Raw genomic sequence first — 15,039 nt, 5'->3', positions numbered from 1 at the left:
ACGGTATCTTTTCAAATCTAATTGGTATTCATTTTAAGATTATTCGTAGCCATTTTTGAGGATCACAAATCCGTTTTTCTCTAAGGTCAATTCCACAAACCCCTCTTCTGTTTTCTTGACAGTAGCTCCTTTTTGAGACTTAATCAAATAGGTTTTGAAGGGCAATTTAAGGCGTGTTTTACCGCCTTTTTCGGATTTGATAGTCACGGCGTCTACTTGCCCAGCCTCCCGAACGGCACTTACCAAAAAGGCCCCCTCAGTACGCAAATCAGTAAAAGAAGCTCCTTGCCAAGAAGAAGGAATAGCAGGAAAAATTTCGATAAAGCCCGCATAGCTTTGCAAAAGCATCTCTTGCACTCCCGCCGCAAATGCGAAGTTGCCTTCCAAAGTAAAAGGCCGATAGGTAAACTTAGACAAGCCCGACTTGGTTTGGTCACCGTTGGCATGGAAGGAGTTTGGCAAACAAAAAGCCGTCGAAAAAGTACGCAAATACTTAGCAGCACCTTCGCCATCTTTGGCACGTGCTTTGAGATTGCCCATCCAAGAATACGAATAGCCACACCACCAATCAGGGCCTATTTTTTCGAGCAAATTGATGGTATTTTTGATAATTGTTTGGTCTTTTTCACCATTTTCCCAGCGAATTTCTCCTAAAGGATGAATCGCCATCAAGTGCGAAAAATGCCGATGTGACTGATTGTAAGGCAAAGAAGGTGCAAACTTGAGTTCGTTATTCTCAGAAAGGGCGTAGCCGTCAAATTCGCTCAAAAATCTGCGCCAATAGGCGGCTTCCTGAGATAGATTCAGCTCTTGCGCTAGCTCAGCGGCTTTTTCAAATGTAAAGCGCATCAGCGACAAGTCGTAATTAGTGTTTTCATGAAACCACGCCGTCACTCTGTTGTCATTGATTTCGGGACTTGAGCTGATGGGTAGTTGGCGTTTGCCTTTTTCATTCATAAAGGTATTGGCCGCCAAAAATGTAGCTACATCTTTAAACCAAGGATACGCTTTTTTCTGTAAAAACTCCCGATCCATGCTATATCGCCACTGAAGATAATAATGATGCGCCAACCACGACGATACCGTAGGCGAAAATGAGTACTGAATCCAGCCTCCCATAGCTACGCCTGTGAGGGTGGTTACGCCTGGCACATTGATTCCTTCCGTTTCATAAAACCATTTGGTATAGTCTCGATAGGCTTCTCGGTTTTGTTCTAAATGCTCAATATAACCAATCGCTTCGTCGAGGTGATTGGCGGCATAGCTCGGCCAATAGCTCAATTGCGTGTTGAGGTCGTGGTGAAAATCACCCTTCCAAGGCGGCAGGCGTCCATTGTCGGCGGTCCATACGGCTTGCAGCGAAATCGGAGGTGCACCTTTACGAGCCGTACTTCCAAATTTGTACTGCTCCAAATAATATTGTTTTTCTAAGATTTCGTCTGGAATCTTGATGCTAGATTTGGCCCAAAAGTTTTTCCACCAAGCCTGATGCGACACCAGCGCTTTGTCAAACGACAAAGCCGTGGTAGTTTGTTTACTAGCTTCGGTTTTAGGCAGATTAGGATAATGAGCCGAGATGCTCCAAGCTCCTTCCCAAGTGTCGGTAGCCGTTTTTTTCCAACGTACACTTACTTCATACTCAAATCCCCCCCAACCTGCTTGGCGGTAGGTATAAGAATTGGCCCCCTCTACTACTTTTCCTTGCTTATAGCCCAACCTTGCCAAATCATCACCTGCTACCGAGCCGCCGGCGGTCTTGTCCACTTCGCCTTCGTATTTGGGAGCAATAAGGCTGATATTAAAGGTTTTAACGCCTTTTAAGCGAAAATACCCCAAAAGCTGATTGGCATGTACAAAAGAATTTAGCTGTGCACCATTGGACCATTTGACTTCTGCTGTTGCCTTTTCAATATTGACGCGCGCACTTGTTACCTCACCCCACTCTTTGGAGTCGATTTCGAGCGCAGCACCCGGAATTTTGCTTGGAGCAGGCTCACGTTCGTAAGGAATATCCCCATACTGCTGCACCAACGCGTAATTGTTTTTTTTGATTTGCGACTGTACCCACTTATAAGTAAACTCTGGCTTGCGCATTCCTACCATCGGACGCAAATCCCAAAGTTCGGCGTGGTCGAGCGAAAAACGGAGTTTATCGCCTTTTTGCCAAATCAGCTCTCCCATAAAAGCATTTCCTAGCGGAAGGGCTTCATCCCAACGCGTAGGAAGTTTATCAAACACCAAATCGTGTTTGGCAGCGACTTGGGCAGATAGCGCTGCCCCTGTCCCTAAAAATATGCTCAAAAATAAATAGACGAAACGGTTGGTCATTTTTCTCAAAAATTGTTTATAATAAGTAAGGCCTTTTCGTTCATTTTCTCCTTTGTGTCACAAGGTCGTTTACGAGCGACCATCTCCTAATAGACATTAAAAAAACCTCTCCAACTTCTTTGTCAAAAAAACTTAAATCACTGATAATAAAACAAATACACCTCCAAAATACCTACTAATAATGCCACTACCCTACCCTTTATATTCTTCAATATTTTTAAAAATATTAAACATATTCCTAAGAAAAGTTAGTGGTGATAAAATTTTAACGTAACTAAAATTACTTTTCTTGTGGCGCATTCATAATGATTTATTCCTAGCTTCGGGCAAAAGAAAAATGAGGTTAGTTCGTTTTTAAAGTTATCAACATACCATTTCGCCTAATGTACAAAATAGCATTACTACTCTCTATTGTCTTGGTTTTTTCGTGCAATCCCAAAGAAGAACCTGCGCCTGTACCGACCTACTTCTGCCCTATAAGCAGCGAAACTGGTGTAAATGATGCCTATAAATTAGAATATACTTACAACAATGCCGGACTGATAGAAGGGCTGCGCGTCTCACTCAAAGACAACACCACTGGACAGCTGCAATTTGCGAGCAATGCCCAATATACGTATGCCAACAACCGACTTGTAAAAATCATAGATGGTGCCGTCGAAGAAACCTTGACCTACACTTCGGACGGAGCACTGCGCAGTCTCGTAGTAGACAAAACCGTAGAGCCAGCCTATATTAATTATACCCTTACTTTTGAAACCGACGCCAACAAACGTATCTCTAAAATAACGGATACGAAAGGGCTGCAAACTACCATCAAGCGCGACGCCCAAGGCAATATCATCGAAACCATCACTACCAATACTGCCACTAATCAGGAAGTGTATCGCAATGTGTTGAGCGATTTTGACAACAAAAAAACCGTACACGATGGTTTTGAGGGATGGCCTTTTAGTATCTTGACTTACTATGGCGATTATATCAAAGTACCGCTTTTTGTGGCCGGTGCGGGCGGCAACTACACCAAGCGCGTAGAATACGTGGCGGGCAAAGCTACCCGAGAAACAACCTATACTTATACTTACAACGAGCAGGATTTTCCGCTTACGGAACAATCTCTCACGCGCTTTTTGGATGGCTCAGGTATTGCCACTTATAGCAAAACTTATACTTATAATAGTTGTAAATAGCTAGAATGACGTATTGTAACCTCAACAGGCTACAATGTGAGAGACTCCGTTCGACATTTTACAAAATGCCTTAGATTAGCGTCTAAGGCATTTTTGTGAAATGATATGACAGCCTCAATCCGTGTCTCCACAGCCCTGAAACCACGGTGTAGTGTGATTCATCCGCAAAACTTTATCAAAGTGAAAAAGACGAATTTGGATTTTTTCGGTTTTAAAATCAGCTAGTGCCATGCCAATAGGTTTGCGGGACACAGAAAATGGTGTAGTTATGTGTTCAATGAACGAAAAACCAATATCATACAAGGCAAAGCCAAAATGCAGGAACTCTTGCAAGGTAGTCAAAAAGATGAAATATTTGAGGTAATTTGGAGAAACAATAACTTACGAGAAAATCTTTTTAGAATTATTGACCCACTTTTATTATCATTATAAAAACCTATACAAAGAGCTATTTATGATGATTGGATTACGTTACTTGGCAATAAAATTTTTATAGTTGTAAATGTAGATTAGATATGTATAAATTTAAAGATAAAATCAACAATATTGAATTCCCTTATGTCAACAAGAAAAGGAATCATATTGTATATTTTCATTTCAAACTTAACAAAATATCACTAAATGACACTTTGTTAAGTTTCAATTTCTCCACATTTGGTGTTTCATTTTGGGATGAAAAAAGGCTCGCTATTAACTCAAATCAAAAAATCATCATATATGACATTGAAAAAAAACAAGCACACTTAGAATGTCTACTTGGTTCATTTATAATAAAAGAAGAAGGATTATGTCTGGCTTCAAAAGATTGGAAATATATAGAAAACAAAGTAGTTAACAATTGGATTATATTCGACTATATTAACAACAGAGAAATAAAGTCTTTTAGTTTTGGAAAAGAAGGTTTATATCCACATTATTTTTATGAAGATAGAATAATTTTTCAAGAAAAATCGTATTTGATAAAGTGCTTATCTGAAAATGGTACAGTATGGACAAACGACATTTCGGATATTGGTATATGGAGAAGGCAAACGCATGGCGTAACTTATAGGGAAGAATATGCTATCAGACGTGCCATAACCGTAGTAAATGATGTACTTTGGTTAGATATTTCGAAGGGAGTGATAATGGGCATAGATACCCAAACGGGTAAAACACTTCATGTTTTTAAAGAAAAAGACGCTGAAATTATCAAAATGGAAGGTGAAAATACCGAAACCAAACAATACGATTTTTATCACCAAACCGATTTGCCCGAACATCCTCATACTTTTTATGATGAAGTCACCCAAAAACTCTTTGGCGTACATAATCATCAATATTATGAAGTGGATTTACAAGCCCCAAAACTCCAAATTTATGATTTGATAGATGAGTATGCCCTATATGGAGGCATTACCCCTTTTAAGCAGGGGACTTCTTTGGTACAACTAAAAGCATGGGCTACTCGTAGTTGCTTTGATGATACTCATATCTATTTTATTGTAGACAATGCCTCCAAAGCCCAAATTGCTGCGCTCAATCGTCAAACCCTGAAAATCGACTGGGTTTATGAATTTGATGATAGCGGAATCTTAATGCAAATAGAGGTCTCTTCAAATAATCTGTATGTTTTAGATAATCAGGCAACATTACATATTTTTGAAAAACAAGATGTTAATTTTCAATAATAGAGTCTTGTGGAATTTAAAAGCTGGACACCTCGTGATAATGATGAAGAAGATTCACCATTAAAATGTGATCGCTCCCAATCTTCTTTCTACAATTTCTCGATTGACTATGGCAGTTATGGACAATTTTTATGTTATTTACGAAATATCAACTCTTTGAGCCAATTAAGATACTTTTCTGATAAACAAAAGTTAGTAAAATACGGTGTGCCAGACCCCGATGCTTACGTAAAAAATATTTTCAAAACAATGTTTCAGTGCCAAGGAGTCGAAGTTGGGAATATTCTAAAAACTAAACCTTTATTTTGGTCTGAGTTAGATGATTTAACGGTTAACGATCTGGATGACTTTGAAAATTCAGTCAATGCTTTTGAAAAACGATTATATGGATTTATTAACATTAAATACTATACAACATGATTAAAGTAAGTGAAATTCTTAACATTAAAAGTATTGCACTTATCAGTAATACCTTTTTTTTTCATACTCAAAACAAAATATATGAAGCAAAAAACCCAAAAGCATTCTATGAATTTAAAAACGATTTCAATTCATTAATGGTTACTTCAAAAACAAATATATTTTGGGAAGACGAAAATGAAATAATAGGCTTAAATTTTTAAAAAAAAGAGCTTTACAAATACAAGAATAACAATTATCAATATATAAATATCAATCCTTATATAAATATGATTGACTGTAAGATTGTTGCATTAATGAAAAATAAAGATAAACATAGAGAAATAGGATTATTTGATTTAAATGCAATGAATTTTTGCTGGGTTAATAATAATTATTGGGGTACTATAGGGTTACAATCTACTAATAATGTTTATTTAGGCAGTAATAGTTCTAACCTTATTAGTATAGTTAGAACGAATGGTTTATCCCAATGGCAGTCTGACCTATCTTCTTATATTTGGTATCAATTTGATGGCCCAAAACCTGCTCATATTCAGCAAATTATTGGAATATTAGAAAATATACTTTTGGTTTGGATGGCAGGTGAGCAATTATTAGGATTAGATGTCGCAACAGGAAAAGTATTGTGGAAAATTGATTTTGCCCCCTATTTTCACATTACAAAATGGTTTACTGGTTCTTATTATTGGAATATACAAAACCATAAACTCTATTTGCTTAAATATCTGTATTATTTTGAGGTAGATTTAGCTTCCCAAGAGGTAAAAATACTATGGAAAAATCCAGAAGAGCCTTATAGTATCACCCACTGTTGCTACACGGATGAGTATGTGTATTTTATCGCATCAGGTAGCGAATTAGGAATAGAAATCCTAGGAACTTTCAATCGTTTGTCGCTTACTATAGATTGGCTAGAATATCTAACAATGCCTCGTTTAGATGCATATTCTTGTGTTAGTTTTCACCAAGCCCCACAAATAGACGGCGATAGACTTTATGTCTTAGACAGTGGTGGTACTTTACACATTTTTGAAAAAGAATCATCCATCCAAAATCTTATCTAAACGCTTTTTAAACAGTTATCCTCATGTGTCTCCACAACTGAAACCACGGTGTAGTGTGATTTATCAGCAAAACTTTATCAAAGTGAAAGAGACGAATTTGGATTTTTTCGGTTTTAAAATCAGCTAGTGCCATGCCAATAGGTTTGCGGGACACAGAACATGGTGTAGAAAATGGGATGATGCAAAAGACAAGGTAAAATCAGGGGTGAAGGGACACAAAAGACTCTTCTTGAAATTTTTTTGGGTAGTTGACTTAACTGGTAGTTCTTTATTAAAGAAAGCCTTCTTTCTTAGCAGACAGAAGTACCCAACCTATCACTTAACTTAAAAAAATCTTCAAATGGGCTGGAATGTATATGGTATTGCAATACCAACAAAATCAAAAGATTACAATCTTGATGAAATTGCCACTTTTCTAGCTAGTAATAGCAATATTGAGGCATCGCATACTTACGATAGAAATATTCATAATACGACTATTGATAGGTACGACACAGGGATACTTATTTTCAACGATGCCTTATCTTCATTGTTTTTTCAAGAGGGGATATCCCCATTAGAAAAAGAGCTATTTGATTATTTTGGTAATCCTGAATGTATCATAGGAATCATTGATACCGACGATTGCTATGTAGGGTACTCTGTAGTTACCAATAACTTTACTAAACGGTTTAAACTAAACACTGAGAATGATATCAGAAAAATTATAGAGTACGGCGAACCTATTGAAGAAGAAATGATTTGGTTAAATGCCTTAAAAAAAGAAGACATAGAAGATGAGGATTGGCCTTGTGAAGTCTCCTATTTCTTAGATAAACCTGATGAAATATTTACTCCTTGGGATATTTTAAAATTGACTCAAATAAAACTTATGGAGAATAGAGTTGGGTTTTATTGGGAAGAGGGCAGTCTTGAAATGAAAAATTATCGAATTGAAATTCACCCAAAAGCATAATAGCTTGCGGGTTATCCCATTCCTAATCCGTAATTTGTGTCTCCACAAACCTGAAACCACGGTGTAGTGTGATTCATCAGCAAAACTTTATCAAAGTAAAAAAGACGAATTTGGATTTTTCCGGTTTTAAAATCAGCTAGTGAAAATAGGTGCGTGGAATACTGAACGCGGTGTATAAAAGCTAACCAAAAATTGAGCCATCTTAAAATTAATTGCCAATGAAATTCTTTAAAATTATAAATGGTATTTGTAGAGATAATGATCCCAAACGAAAAGTATTCCCAGGTGCCTATTTAACCAAAGGTATGGTAGGGTTAGAATATATGGCGTACGGCTCCAAAGAAGGTGATACCAATTATATTCCTATTGAAAAAACAATACAAGACTACCATATTGTTGAAAATGCTCCTGTTTTTGATTATTTTTTATTAGGGGATGGTTCTTCTCGTAGAAAATTTGATTGGATAAAGTTAGATATGTATGGGGTCTTTACACTTGGAGGTGGCTTTTTGGTTTCTGAACGTTTCAAAGAAACCATCAGTCAGTTCCAACTTCCTCGGCATAAGTTTTACCCCGCAAAGCTAATGTATCAAGGCCAAAAGTTAGATTATTACCTTTTTCAGTTGGGGAAAGAAACAAAAATTGTTTACGAGCAATGTACCTACTCTGAGCGCGGAAGTGGAATTGTGCAATCGGCTTTAGAATTAGCAATTAATCATGAAGATGATTACTATGACGTAAGGCTAAAATACTTCAAAAGAGAATCTGTATTGAATATACATGATTTTGTATTGGATAAGTTCTACGATTATTTCATCAGTCGAGAATTATTTAAAATAGTGAGTGAACCGCTAAAAGAGGCCTTAGTAAAAGCAGAACTTACAGAAGGCTGGAAGTTTGAAGACATTAGTCCACGTACCATCACATTCCTGAATCCGTAAACCTATAAGCCCGTGTCTTCCTCTTATACTGAAACCATGGTGCAGTGTGATTCATCAGCAAAACTTTATCAAAGTGAAAAAGAGGAATTTAGATTTTTTCGGTTTTAAAATCAGCTCCTGTAATTAAGTGCGTGGAACCAAACTACGATGTAGAGCAAAACATACACCTACAATAGTTGTAAATAGACAAGCTCACTGCTACATTTGATGGTGCAACGTACGTTAGCAAATGTTATTTTTAGGCACCATGAATAGTCCTACCACCTACCATCTAACTTTCCGCCAAATAGGGCGACTAGCCCTAAGCATGTCAGTGCTTTATATGCCCTTACGGATGTACGCCCTCATCCCTGATATCCGTCAGCAGCTATCATGGGAGCGTGTACCACTGTGGACTATGGAGTTTATTGTTATTGCCTTGTTTTTTTTCATTTGGATTTTTTTTATCGAATGGCTCCAAAATCAATTGTTTGATTGGTTTGGCACGGCCTTTCTCATGGAGTTTAAAATTCCGATTCAAGTAGCGACCTTTATCATTGCGTGTGTCATGGCCCTTATTTTCAATATAGGTTTTCGCTTCTTGTGGACTAGGACTGAAACGGCACTCGAAACTCAATTTGGAATAGTACAGAGACAAACAAAAGGGAATGTGAGTTATCGAAACTTTCGCCAACTTCCCCTAAAAAATGCCCTCAATGCTTTAACTATTATGGCGCTACTTTCTGCTTTTTACCTTGCGTCTTATCGAAGGGCCTATCTAAGGCTAAAAGATGCGGAGTTTAAGGCGGAGCAAATGGAGAAATTACACCTTAAAATGCAAAATATTGCGCTCAGAAATCAGGTAAGCCCTCATTTTCTGTTCAATAATTTCAGTATTTTGGCATCATTGGTCGAAACACAGCCTCAATTATCCGTTCAATTTATTCACCATCTTTCTAAAGCATATCGCTATATTTTGGAGCAAAGCATGCATGAGCGTATTAGTTTGCACGAAGAGTTAGATTTTCTGAATACGTATACTTTTTTGCTCAAAATGCGTTTTGAAGAAAGGTTTCAAGTAAACATTCATATATCCGAAAAAGAGGCCAATAATTATTTCATTGCCCCATTGACACTACAGTTGTTGGTAGAAAATGCGGTAAAACACAACCAGATGTCTTTGCAAGAGCCTTTGATTGTGATGATTGATATGCTCGAAAACTATCTCATGATTCATAACACTATTCGGCGACGCCAAGTCCCCGAACCCTCCACGCGGTTAGGATTACAGAATATCATCGATCGCTACCGATTGTTGACCAACAGCCCCGTATTGATAGAAGAAACAGAAGATATCTTTGTTGTTAAAATACCTATTTTATCATGAAAGTATTGATTATAGAAGATGAAACTTTGACTGCCCAACGGCTACAGACATTGCTCCATAATTATGATCCAAAAATTGAAGTCTTGGCGCACTTGCGCTCAGTCAATACGAGTATCCAATGGTTTGGGGAAGCTTCTTTTTCTAAACCAGACCTTATTTTTCTTGACCTTCATTTAGAAGATGATTTAGGATTTCGGATTGTCAAGGAATTAAAACTTTCAATTCCTATCATTTTTACGACGGCATATCCCCAATATACCTTAGAGGCATTTAAACACTATAGTATTGATTATTTGCTAAAACCAATTGATGCCACTGAGCTTGGTGAGGCTTTAGACAAATTTAAAAGGTATTGGGGAGCATCTCAATCGGCATTGATACCACCTGCGCCTACGCATCCGACTAAACCCCCTCTATATAGTGCTTACAAAGACCGTTTTATGGTGTCTTTAGGTTCAAAATACCGCAGTATCAACGTCAGAGATATTGCTTATTTTCTCTATGAAGATAGGGTTACACTTTTGATTACTAGCCAAGGACAACGATGGCCTATCGACTACAGCCTTGATAGGCTAGTACAAATCCTCGACCCTTATTTGTTTTTCAGGGTCAATCGCTCATTGTTGGTTTCCTTATCTGCTATCCAAACGGCCCATTCTTTTTTTGGAGGTAAACTTAAACTAGAATTAGAACCTACCTTGCTACAAGAAATATACGTAAGCGCCGACCGAGTACCCAATTTTAAGGAGTGGCTAGGCAAATAATCACGGGGTTTGGTTCATGACCCATATTTTTGAGCATCAGAAAAGTTGCTTCAGACACCTGATTTAGTCATTGAGTCTTTTTTATTTTTCTACTTGAAAGAGAGGGAATATTATTAAAGATTCATTGCTCAAAAACGTCCGTTTTGGCGAATAGAGAAGACTCAATAGTATGGTTCTGTTAGACATTGCACTTTTAACCTGATGATTCAATTGAAAAAAATTCTAGCTTTAGTCATGGGGATGATAGGCCCCTATTCAATAGGCTTCCTCTTAGCCCAGCAACCTACCTTAGGCTATCGTTCCGTAAAAATAATCCTCAAAGACGGGCTAACTTTCAAGGATCTCAATAAAAATGAAAAGCTCGATCCTTACGAAGATTGGCGTCTGTCGCCAGAGGTACGCGTACAGGATTTGATTTCCCAAATGACGATAGAAGAAAAGGTAGGCTTTATGCTTATTAGTACCACCCGAATGGCGGGCGACAACGCCTTTCAGCAGGGAGGGGCACGAACTCAAATCACCAGCAAGTTCAATGAAGAAGATTTGGTACAACCCAACAACATGTTTACTCGAAAGCCCCTCACGGTGCCTATTATGTCGGCTGCGGGTACTACCAAAGGAGTAAAAGAATTCCACTTACGGCACTTTATACTTCGTGCCAATCCACCCGCAAAAACCATAGCCGAATGGGCTAATCATTTGCAAGATTTGTGCGAAAGCACTCGTTTGGGAATTCCGGCGATTGTGGCCTCCAACCCCCGAAATCACATCACGATTGATGCCGCCATTGGATTGAGTGTGGGAACTACGGCGTTTTCAAAATGGCCCGGAGAGCTAGGACTCGCGGCCATGCATGATCTAAAACTTACAAGAGAGTTTGCAGAGATTGCGCGTCAAGAATGGACGGCAGTGGGGCTGCGCAAAGGGTATATGTACATGGCCGACTTGGCAACCGAACCCCGCTGGCAGCGTATCGAAGGAACTTTTGGAGAAGATGCCGATTGGAGTGCCGCCATGATAGGGGAGATTGTAAAAGGATTTCAGGGAACGCATCTATCCCCCAGTTCGGTAGCGATGACAACGAAGCATTTTCCGGGGGGTGGGCCTCAAGAAAAAGGCTTGGATTCGCACTTTGATTGGGGAAAATATGCACATTACCCAGGGGGCATGTTTGAATATCATCTAAAGCCTTTTAAAGCGGCGATTGAAGCTGGTACCTCGGCTATCATGCCGTATTATTCAAGCCCTAAGGGAAAGGGATTTGAAGAAGTGGGTTTTTCTTATAACAAAGCCATTATTCAAGACCTCTTACGCAAAAAATTGGGATTTAAAGGTATCGTCAATTCTGACACGGGGCCCATTGAAATGATGCCTTGGGGGGTCGAACAGCTCACTTTGACTCAACGCTACCAAAAAGCCTTGGAAGCAGGAGTAGACTTATTTTCTGGTACCGCAGACCCCACTATTTTGAAAGATGTAGTGAAGCAAGGACTGGTCTCAGAAACTCGAATCAATGAGTCTGTCGCACGTTTATTGACCGAGAAATTTGCATTAGGTCTATTTGAGAATCCTTACGTTGACCCCGAAAAAGCACAAACTACGGTGGGCAGTACCGCTTTCCAAGAAAAAGCCGAGTTGGCTTTACGTAAATCCATCGTTCTCTTAAAAAATGATTCGAAAATTCTTCCATTAGCCCAAAAAACAAAGGTTTATTTTGAAACCCATTACGACAATGGTCGAGTTGCTAACCCAATTACAGTTTATAAACCCACTTCTCCTCACCAAGCCTTGGAATTTGTAATGACAAAAGAAGAAGCTGATATAGTCGTATTGTGGCTTGTTCCAAGTGCTGGAGGTTTGTTTGCCTCAGCCAATAAGCCCATTGAATTAGGTTTATCAAAAAACAAAATTGACATAAGCCGCGTAAACGAAACCCTCAAAAGCAAACCTACGGTGTTAGCCATCAATTTTTCAAGTCCATGGGTATTAGATGAACTTAACAGTGAGGCGGCCAAAACCATCATAGCAACCTTTGGCACCACTACCGATGCCCTTTTGGACGTTATAAGTGGGAAATTTAACCCAACAGGTAAATTACCATTTACCATTCCCACTTCTCAGCAGGCCGTAGAAGAAAACAAATCAGATGTACCCGGTATGCTAGAACCAAAGGGTTATTCATTGTTCAAATTTGGAGAAGGCTTAAGTTATCATTGATACTAAGCCATATCAACGGACTATTAATTACTTGCCATTAAATTCTCAAGTTAGGAATCAAACCCAAAAAGCGTTAGAGACTTATCTAACGCTTTTTGGGTTTTGTCATGTATGACTTCTTTTTATGCACCCGAACAACTTCGTAGATTCATATAATCGTATTTACAAAAAGAAGTACCCCCTTATAAAAAACCAAAAGGCTGCCCTATTTCACTGAGTGCAGCCTTTTGGTTTTGAAAGCAAAATGGGCGATTTTGAACTAAAAACACTATGTCTGTTTAGCCTTTACCCACTTTGGGAAAAAATTTACATAACATCCTATGAAATCATTAGGTACATTTTATGGAAAGTGGGTATATTTGGGGTGTAGGCGAAAGGGTTGCGGCTATATTGTGTTGGCTGTCATTTTAAACCGACTCTTTACTACTAACAAACATAGACAAGACATGGGCTTTAACATATCTGGAATTGCGACTAATATTAACTTTAACAACAACTTAATTGAACTACAAAAACAACTTGGTTTAACACTAAGCTTTATTGAAGAAATAAATTTTGAAAAGGCATCAGAAAATTGGAAAGAAGAGGAAGTATGTGATATTTATTTCAGCGAAAAAGGAACATTGCTTTTTATAAACATGGATTTGTGCGTTGAGCCATGGAGTATAGAAAATGGCGACACCTTAACTTTCGCTCTTTCAGAGACATCCATGGCATTTAATTTAAACTATTGTGAGGGACGCAAATTGAGGCGTTCATTCATGGCAATGAATGATAGTATTATGTCCGATGAAGGAGAAAAATTGAAAGTTGAAGAAAATACAAGTGATGCTTCTGAAATAATCTGGAAACAATTAGATGTAGTCTTAGGCAAATCTTATTGGAATATTGAGCCATTTGAAAAAGCACATCGATACAAATTAGTTTCAATTCAAAGAACAAAAGTGGATGTAAATATTTCTGTGGAAATAGAATCTAAAAAGCAAAATAAGAATACGGATTCAACAATTGTCGCACACCATTCTGTAAACATCAAATTAATTGATAACGATTTATCTGCTTTAGAGAGAGCAGATACAATATTTAATACTTTGATAAGTGAAGATGATTTGTTAGTACAACAATCAGTTAATGCTCTAATAGAAAGTGATATAAATAATTATACGCTTTCGTACATTTTAAATCTTAGCTGTTTTCACAGAGATTCAAAAGTTAGAAAAGCTGCAAAAAAGCAACTCGAGAAATATGCCCCATCTGATTTACTATCCCAAGTAAAAGAAAACTGGAAGGACAGTTACTTGAAGGACCAAGAGTACATTCATAAGGCTCTATATGAAAACCCTGCAATTGCTTCAGCGGAATTCTTGGTATTTTCTCAAGCAATTAGGAGAAATTATTTCCTTGTAAAACCGAAGACAGGAATGATTCCTTATGCCTCTATGAGATACGGAGATGAAATCGAGAATATTTTTGACTGCTATCAAGTTCAGCTTGAAACGATTTCTGACAAAATAGGAAGGCTAAAACATATTACGGTTGCAAATTTTCGTAAGCAACCTAAACTTGACATAATTGACACAATCGAAAAGCTTTCAATGTTGCCGAACTTAAAATTTTTACAAATTGCAGATTCAGGATTAACGGAAATACCTGATTCAATAGAGAATTTAGTTAATCTAAAAACTTTAATAATTGAAATGAATCCGATAACTCAATTCCCAAAAGCTATTACTTTTCCGAACATTGAAAAACTTGACATTAGGGGCACGAATATTAGAATCATTGACATCTACCAGTTTCCTAGTTTAAAGGAGTTATGGCTTGATGGGAAAAACATGTTAGACACTATGACATTTCAAAATGTAACTCATGATTTTGTAGCAACAAGTGGGAAATTCTTTAGCGAGACCATTCACAAACGAACTTAAAATTATTGTGAAGAAAAACGAACAGCCAACATTGGTATTGCTGCAAGTGGGGCTGGACGTTGAAACTTCGGCTGTTTGCATCGCTGTACTTTTGTTCGGGCAGACGAGTTTCAATTTGGCTTTTTGTTGTTAACTTCAACATTATATTTTCAATTGGGCATCGGTTCCAGGCTGGACGTTATAAAATATCCCA

General features: G+C 38.0%; 13 protein-coding genes. 11 read left to right on the top strand and 2 right to left on the bottom strand.

Going from position 1 to position 15,039, the window contains the following annotated elements; all coding sequences use genetic code 11:
• Positions 1 to 39: 39 nt before the first annotated feature.
• A complete protein-coding gene (locus P1X15_RS06960; protein ID WP_277337423.1) occupies positions 40 to 2,328 on the bottom strand; it encodes a glycosyl hydrolase family 95 catalytic domain-containing protein in 2,289 nt (762 codons plus the stop codon).
• 383 nt (positions 2,329 to 2,711) lie between these two features.
• Here P1X15_RS06960 and P1X15_RS06955 point away from each other — a divergent pair, with 383 nt between their 5' ends.
• Positions 2,712 to 3,518 (top strand): hypothetical protein, encoded by an 807-nt coding sequence (locus tag P1X15_RS06955; protein WP_277337422.1) that lies wholly within the window; start codon positions 2,712 to 2,714, stop codon positions 3,516 to 3,518.
• Between the two features lie 114 nt (positions 3,519 to 3,632).
• Here P1X15_RS06955 and P1X15_RS06950 read toward each other — a convergent pair whose 3' ends face one another.
• On the bottom strand, positions 3,633 to 3,860 hold the full coding sequence (locus tag P1X15_RS06950) for a hypothetical protein (RefSeq protein WP_277337421.1): 228 nt from the start codon (positions 3,858 to 3,860) through the stop codon (positions 3,633 to 3,635).
• 173 nt (positions 3,861 to 4,033) lie between these two features.
• On the opposite strand from P1X15_RS06950, the gene P1X15_RS06945 reads away from it, so the two are divergent.
• The 10 genes from P1X15_RS06945 to P1X15_RS06900 all read left to right on the top strand — a co-directional run bounded on the left by P1X15_RS06945 (position 4,034) and on the right by P1X15_RS06900 (position 14,846).
• Positions 4,034 to 5,188: a hypothetical protein gene (locus P1X15_RS06945; protein WP_277337420.1), complete on the top strand. Its 1,155-nt coding sequence runs from the start codon at positions 4,034 to 4,036 to the stop codon at positions 5,186 to 5,188.
• 9 nt (positions 5,189 to 5,197) lie between these two features.
• Positions 5,198 to 5,608 carry a hypothetical protein gene (locus P1X15_RS06940; RefSeq protein WP_277337419.1) on the top strand — a complete coding sequence of 137 codons (411 nt, stop codon included), beginning with the start codon at positions 5,198 to 5,200 and terminating at the stop codon, positions 5,606 to 5,608.
• Positions 5,605 to 5,811, top strand: a complete 207-nt coding sequence (locus P1X15_RS06935; RefSeq protein WP_277337418.1) for a hypothetical protein — start codon at positions 5,605 to 5,607, stop codon at positions 5,809 to 5,811. The genes P1X15_RS06940 and P1X15_RS06935 overlap by 4 nt, the downstream gene beginning before the upstream one ends.
• Positions 5,812 to 5,877: 66 nt before the next feature.
• On the top strand, positions 5,878 to 6,675 hold the full coding sequence (locus tag P1X15_RS06930) for a hypothetical protein (protein ID WP_277337417.1): 798 nt from the start codon (positions 5,878 to 5,880) through the stop codon (positions 6,673 to 6,675).
• A 340-nt stretch (positions 6,676 to 7,015) separates the two neighbouring features.
• A complete protein-coding gene (locus P1X15_RS06925; protein WP_277337416.1) occupies positions 7,016 to 7,630 on the top strand; it encodes a hypothetical protein in 615 nt (204 codons plus the stop codon).
• A 218-nt stretch (positions 7,631 to 7,848) separates the two neighbouring features.
• Entirely contained in the window at positions 7,849 to 8,571 is a 723-nt protein-coding gene (locus P1X15_RS06920; RefSeq protein ID WP_277337415.1) for an imm11 family protein, read from the top strand.
• Between the two features lie 247 nt (positions 8,572 to 8,818).
• Positions 8,819 to 9,937 carry a sensor histidine kinase gene (locus P1X15_RS06915; protein WP_277337414.1) on the top strand — a complete coding sequence of 373 codons (1,119 nt, stop codon included), beginning with the start codon at positions 8,819 to 8,821 and terminating at the stop codon, positions 9,935 to 9,937.
• Positions 9,934 to 10,701 (top strand): LytTR family DNA-binding domain-containing protein, encoded by a 768-nt coding sequence (locus P1X15_RS06910; RefSeq protein ID WP_277337413.1) that lies wholly within the window; start codon positions 9,934 to 9,936, stop codon positions 10,699 to 10,701. The genes P1X15_RS06915 and P1X15_RS06910 overlap by 4 nt, the downstream gene beginning before the upstream one ends.
• Before the next feature lie 234 nt (positions 10,702 to 10,935).
• Positions 10,936 to 12,918, top strand: coding sequence for a glycoside hydrolase family 3 N-terminal domain-containing protein (locus P1X15_RS06905; protein WP_277337507.1), 1,983 nt, complete (start codon positions 10,936 to 10,938; stop codon positions 12,916 to 12,918).
• A gap of 320 nt (positions 12,919 to 13,238) precedes the next feature.
• Positions 13,239 to 14,846, top strand: coding sequence for a leucine-rich repeat domain-containing protein (locus P1X15_RS06900; protein ID WP_277337412.1), 1,608 nt, complete (start codon positions 13,239 to 13,241; stop codon positions 14,844 to 14,846).
• The last annotated feature ends 193 nt before the right edge of the window (positions 14,847 to 15,039 follow it).

This window comes from Runella sp. MFBS21, from assembly GCF_029433105.1.
Classification (GTDB): domain Bacteria; phylum Bacteroidota; class Bacteroidia; order Cytophagales; family Spirosomataceae; genus Runella.
Note: the sequence above shows the minus strand (reverse complement) of the source record. Positions and strands in the feature narration are given on the sequence as shown.

Bases quoted from the DNA above. Each gene is read 5' to 3' on its own strand.
- P1X15_RS06960 (WP_277337423.1), bottom strand. From the start codon at position 2,328: ATGACCAACCGTTTCGTCTATTTATTTTTGAGCATATTTTTAGGGACA.
- P1X15_RS06955 (WP_277337422.1), top strand. From the start codon at position 2,712: ATGTACAAAATAGCATTACTACTCTCTATTGTCTTGGTTTTTTCGTGC.
- P1X15_RS06945 (WP_277337420.1), top strand. From the start codon at position 4,034: ATGTATAAATTTAAAGATAAAATCAACAATATTGAATTCCCTTATGTC.
- P1X15_RS06935 (WP_277337418.1), top strand. From the start codon at position 5,605: ATGATTAAAGTAAGTGAAATTCTTAACATTAAAAGTATTGCACTTATC.
- P1X15_RS06930 (WP_277337417.1), top strand. From the start codon at position 5,878: ATGATTGACTGTAAGATTGTTGCATTAATGAAAAATAAAGATAAACAT.
- P1X15_RS06925 (WP_277337416.1), top strand. From the start codon at position 7,016: ATGGGCTGGAATGTATATGGTATTGCAATACCAACAAAATCAAAAGAT.
- P1X15_RS06920 (WP_277337415.1), top strand. From the start codon at position 7,849: ATGAAATTCTTTAAAATTATAAATGGTATTTGTAGAGATAATGATCCC.
- P1X15_RS06915 (WP_277337414.1), top strand. From the start codon at position 8,819: ATGAATAGTCCTACCACCTACCATCTAACTTTCCGCCAAATAGGGCGA.
- P1X15_RS06910 (WP_277337413.1), top strand. From the start codon at position 9,934: ATGAAAGTATTGATTATAGAAGATGAAACTTTGACTGCCCAACGGCTA.
- P1X15_RS06905 (WP_277337507.1), top strand. From the start codon at position 10,936: ATGGGGATGATAGGCCCCTATTCAATAGGCTTCCTCTTAGCCCAGCAA.
- P1X15_RS06900 (WP_277337412.1), top strand. From the start codon at position 13,239: ATGAAATCATTAGGTACATTTTATGGAAAGTGGGTATATTTGGGGTGT.